Annotated in this window: 5 protein-coding genes and 1 pseudogene; 4 read left to right on the top strand and 2 right to left on the bottom strand. The window is 42.5% G+C overall.

Annotated elements, in window-relative coordinates; all coding sequences use genetic code 11:
- Positions 1–354, bottom strand: a pseudogene (locus tag ACO4PX_RS08845) (leucine-rich repeat protein); the annotation flags it as partial.
- Between the two features lie 277 nt (positions 355–631).
- On the opposite strand from ACO4PX_RS08845, the gene ACO4PX_RS08840 reads away from it, so the two are divergent.
- Together ACO4PX_RS08840 and ACO4PX_RS08835 are read left to right on the top strand one after the other, a co-directional pair.
- Entirely contained in the window at positions 632–898 is a 267-nt protein-coding gene (locus ACO4PX_RS08840) for a type II toxin-antitoxin system RelB/DinJ family antitoxin (protein WP_485532224.1), read from the top strand.
- Positions 885–1052 carry a type II toxin-antitoxin system YoeB family toxin gene (locus ACO4PX_RS08835; protein WP_485553053.1) on the top strand — a complete coding sequence of 56 codons (168 nt, stop codon included), beginning with the start codon at positions 885–887 and terminating at the stop codon, positions 1050–1052. Before ACO4PX_RS08840 ends, ACO4PX_RS08835 begins: the two co-directional genes overlap by 14 nt.
- 1 nt (position 1053) lies before the next feature.
- Here ACO4PX_RS08835 and ACO4PX_RS08830 read toward each other — a convergent pair whose 3' ends face one another.
- Entirely contained in the window at positions 1054–3084 is a 2031-nt protein-coding gene (locus ACO4PX_RS08830; RefSeq protein ID WP_472450660.1) for a leucine-rich repeat domain-containing protein, read from the bottom strand.
- A 254-nt stretch (positions 3085–3338) separates the two neighbouring features.
- Between ACO4PX_RS08830 and ACO4PX_RS08825 the strand changes: the two genes are divergently transcribed.
- Together ACO4PX_RS08825 and ACO4PX_RS08820 are read left to right on the top strand one after the other, a co-directional pair.
- Positions 3339–4223 (top strand): acetamidase/formamidase family protein, encoded by an 885-nt coding sequence (locus ACO4PX_RS08825; protein WP_485572319.1) that lies wholly within the window; start codon positions 3339–3341, stop codon positions 4221–4223.
- Between the two features lie 11 nt (positions 4224–4234).
- On the top strand, positions 4235–4413 hold a 179-nt coding region (locus ACO4PX_RS08820), incomplete at its 3' end, for a type II toxin-antitoxin system Phd/YefM family antitoxin (RefSeq protein ID WP_485572320.1).

Raw genomic sequence — 4413 nt, 5'->3', positions numbered from 1 at the left:
AAATACCCCGGAATCAGCCTGCACCGTAACAAGCACACCGGAAAGTTCTTTTTCGGCATAAAATGCATTCTCTTCTGTAGCTTCAGACTCTATTGCTGAAATTTCTTTTTCGATTTCATTTTTTTCTTCGACTACATTTTTTCCCATTACGTTTTCTTCAAGCGCATTTTCTTCAAGTGCATTTTCTTCCATCACGCTTTCAGAATAAGTTGTACTCTTTTCTTCCGGAAAACTTTGCTTTATTCCTTCAGACAGTACCGTTTCATTTGCTATAGTTGCTGCAGAAACATAGGTAGAAAAGCTGCAAGATAATGCCAGAAGTAATGCCAATGCTTTTTTTGCTCTTTTTCTCATTTTTCTCCTCATATATTGTTTTACAAGTTCACATTTGGCTTCTGTAGAAAAGAATACCACATGCATTAAATTATAGCAATATTGCTATTTTTTAAGAGATAATTTTAAAGTAATCTATCATCTTAAATGTAAGATTCATACGGATAAAACATGATGATTCAATTTTACCGGTTTATAGTAGCTTAGAAAAAAATGAAATAAATATATTGCAATATTCATTACGTTTGCATTACAATAGAAAAAACAAATTTTTCGATAAGAAAGGAATAGAGAAGCTATGGGACAGGCGGTAAATGTGAATTTTCGTTTGGATGCAGAAGATAAAAAGAATATGGAGCAGGTATGTACAGAACTGGGACTCAGCATGAGTGCCGCTTTTACCATATTTGCAAAGAAGGTGGGAAGGGAACATAGAATTCCTTTTGATGTTTCCGTGGATCCATTTTATAGTGAAAGTAATATAAAGGAGTTAAAAAGACGTATCGAGAGTGTACGTTCAGGAAAGAGCACATTAAAGGAACATGATTTGATTGAGGTGGATTAATGGCTATCAATGTATAGGAAAACCGGAGCCACTGAAGGGAGACCTCAGTGGCTATTGGAGTGTTCATATTGATGAAAAAAATAGAATTGTATTTCGTATCACAGAAAAACATATAGAAATTATGCAGTGCGGTTCACATTATCATGACAAATAATTTATTTCATTACCTCTACACCATCCGGCAGCAGCTCCGCATTTACGATGGGGTTTCCGCTCATTTTCACTTTCTTTAGGTTGGGAAGATTCCGAAGAACGGAAATGTCGGAGATATAGTTATTCGAGAAATCCACCTCCTCCAGGGTACTAAGGCCATCCAGGCAATCCAGGCTTTGCAGTTTATTGTCACTGATATTCAGACTCTTTAAGGCCTTGTAATGAGAGAGGAAAGACTTTGCATTAGTGGAAAAATCTTCCGATTCATCATCCAAATTCTTGAGTGTTGCGTTTGTGAGGGTCAGGCTCTCTACCGTGTTGTCGTCCTCCATGTGGCTTAGAGAAACGGGAAGAACAGGATAGTCACTGGATGAGCGACTTTTGTTCGGAGAGAAAATAAGCTCTTTGGCCCCGTTATTTGTAAAAGTTTGGGTATAATCCGTATATTTATCAAAGGGCAAATCCTGGAATTCCAGATGTGTAAGGGCAGGAAGTGTCCGAAGGATAGGTCCCAAGTCCGGCTGAACCGCACCGATAATGCCGTTTCCCACAATGATTAAATCCGTTAAAGCATTCATTCCCTGCAGAAAATCTGCACTGTATTCAATACTATAGTTATGGATTGTCAGCGTCTTTATGGAAGGCATGTGGGCAATGGAATCTCGATCCAGGGAATAGCAGTTCACATTTTCCAAGGCGCTTAAGCCATGTAAATCAGGAAGCTGATATGTGTGATACCCGAAGGAAAGCGTCTGTAAAGAACTGAGGGTGCTGAGGGCATTAACATTTTCCAGGGAAGAGCAGTCAATGGAGAGGCTGTTTAAGGAAAGATGTCCCGATAAACCGTCCAAATTCAAAATTGAAAGGTCTACTAAACTTAGGGATTTTAATTTCGGCATGTTTTGCACGAAGTTCAAGTCCTTTACATCCTTTAAATTCCGTAAGGAAAGCCGCTCCAGCTGGGGCATACCGGAAAGTACGGCAACATTTTCCACGGAACTATCTCCTGTTCCCAAGAGGTCCAGACTGTTTAGGCTGCTTAAAGAGGAAAGGGGAGAAAGATCCATGGGGCTTTTGTCCGCATTAAGCTCCAGAGCAAGCGTCTTGAGCTTCGGAAAGTTTCGAAGGAACAGAAGCCCCTTCGTATAGTCATCATCGATATGAAGGGTGAGCTCTTCCAGAGAAGAAAATGCTTTAAAGGGCGCGTCCTGGTCTTCTCCCTCTGCATCCTCGCCGGAGTAGGAATCACCGGTAGCATCATCGTCCAGAGTAATGTTGTAGAGTCCAAGAATCTGTTCGGGACTCGCGAAAAGCTTCGCGAGAGTTCGGAAATCCTCATATTCTCCGGAAAAATAGCGGAGATTGGTCAGGCTCTTAAGGGTATTCGCATCGGCGTTGGCACTATAGTCGAAGTGCACCTGATAACCAAGGGAGAGCTTAATCAGGCCTGTAAAAACCTGCATATCCGCTTCATCGATGGTATCAGTGATAGGAAAATAAAGCGTTTCCGGGTCCTTGGCCGTGCCGTCCTCATTCATAGACTTTGCATAGTCAAACTGCCACTTCTCCGTTTGGTCGGAACCGGCCTTGCTGGCTTTATGAATGGACAGGAAAGCAAGAGAGTTGTAATCCTCCCTTGTAATATCCTTCAAGCTTTTTCCGAAGGCCGTTTCTACGAAGCTTTTTACGGTTTCATCCTCCGGTACAGTCCGAAATTTCGTCGTCGTCAGAGTAACGCTTTTATGAGGCGCACGAAATGTATTGCTGACGAAAAGCATTAAGGTGATAAATAGAAGTATGCCAACGAGGGCAACCGTCTGCACGGCATTGAGTTCCTGCCTTGCCGGAGGAGTGCTTCTTTGCTGCCCCATATTGACATTATCGATATGAATGTTCTGGGTGATATTCGGCTTGCTAGGCTCGATGTAGACTTTGGTTTTACAATATTCACAGGTCACGAAGCCTTCCTTCATTCCCTCCGGAATATGCAAGGTGCCGTGACAGTTGGGACATTCCATTTTTGTAAGAGTCATTGCTTTACGCTCCTTCTTGTATTCTGACTTCTCCAGTATAGCACGGCAGTGGGGCTTTGGGCAGGGATTCTTCTTTCTTTTTGAAGGCTGTTCAATCTGTTTTCAAAGAATAACATGCAAAATTTTCGTATCTAATGTATCATACAAGATACATGTAAAATGCTTTGACAGAAAGGAGAATCATCCGTTTTCTCAAATTTGTATGGAATCAAAAGGCCGAATCAGCCCTAGGAAAATCGGATGAAGGTAAAACTATGAAAATCATTGAAAATAATAGGGTATTTGCCTTTGACAGTAAAAATGAATGCGTAGCGGAGGTGATGGACGGAGAAACCGTCATTTTTCGTACCCATGACTGCTTTGATAATCAGCTTAGTGAAGAGGGAACATGCATCGGAGCTTTGAACTGGGACCGAATCAATCCCGCCACCGGCCCTGTCTATGTGCAGAATGCAAAGGCAGGAGATGTCCTCAAGGTGGAAATCCTGGAAATTGCGCTGGATAAGCAGGGCGTAATGTGTGCCCTTCCGGACAATGGCGTGTTAGGTTCTTTGGTGAAAGAAGAGTCTGTTAAAAGAATTAAGGTGGAAGAGGGAAAGGTTCATTTTAACGACAAGCTTGTTTTTGATGTTATGCCCATGATTGGCGTTATCGGTGTTGCGCCGGAAAATTCTTCCATCAACTGCGGTACACCGGGCTGCCACGGCGGAAACATGGACAACAAGCGCATTAAAGTTGGGGCAAGCCTTTATTTTCCTGTATTCCATGATGGTGCCATTTTCTCCTTGGGAGATGTGCATGCAGCGATGGGAGACGGAGAGGTAATGGTCAGCGGGGTGGAAATTTCCGAAGAGGTGAAGGTAAGACTGTCCGTGATTAAGGGAATCAGCATTGAAACCCCTATGCTGGAAAATGAAGAGATTTGCGGTGTAATCTACTCCCACGAGGAGATAGAAAAGGCGATTTTCCATGCGGTACGTATCATGAATGAAAGAGTACAGGAGAATCTGGGACTCTCCTTAAACGAAGCCGGAATGCTTCTTAGTGCGGTGGGAGATCTGCGTTTCTGTCAGGTGGTGGATCCGGAAAGAACCGTGATGATGTGTGTACCAAAGAAGATTATGAAAAGTCTTTTTTAAGAGATGATGTTATGTTAGGAAATCAATTAATTGTTACAGCAACGGAGATGCAGGACAACTTTGGTAGGTATCTTGCTATGATTCAGGAGGGCAATGAGATTATCGTCACAAAAAACGGAAAAGAGGTAGGCCGTTTTATTCCGCGAGAAAAGGCGGTATCTTATTTAACGGATTCTCTTGCAGGGATACT

Source organism: Oribacterium sp., assembly GCF_057249185.1.
Note: the sequence above shows the minus strand (reverse complement) of the source record. Positions and strands in the feature narration are given on the sequence as shown.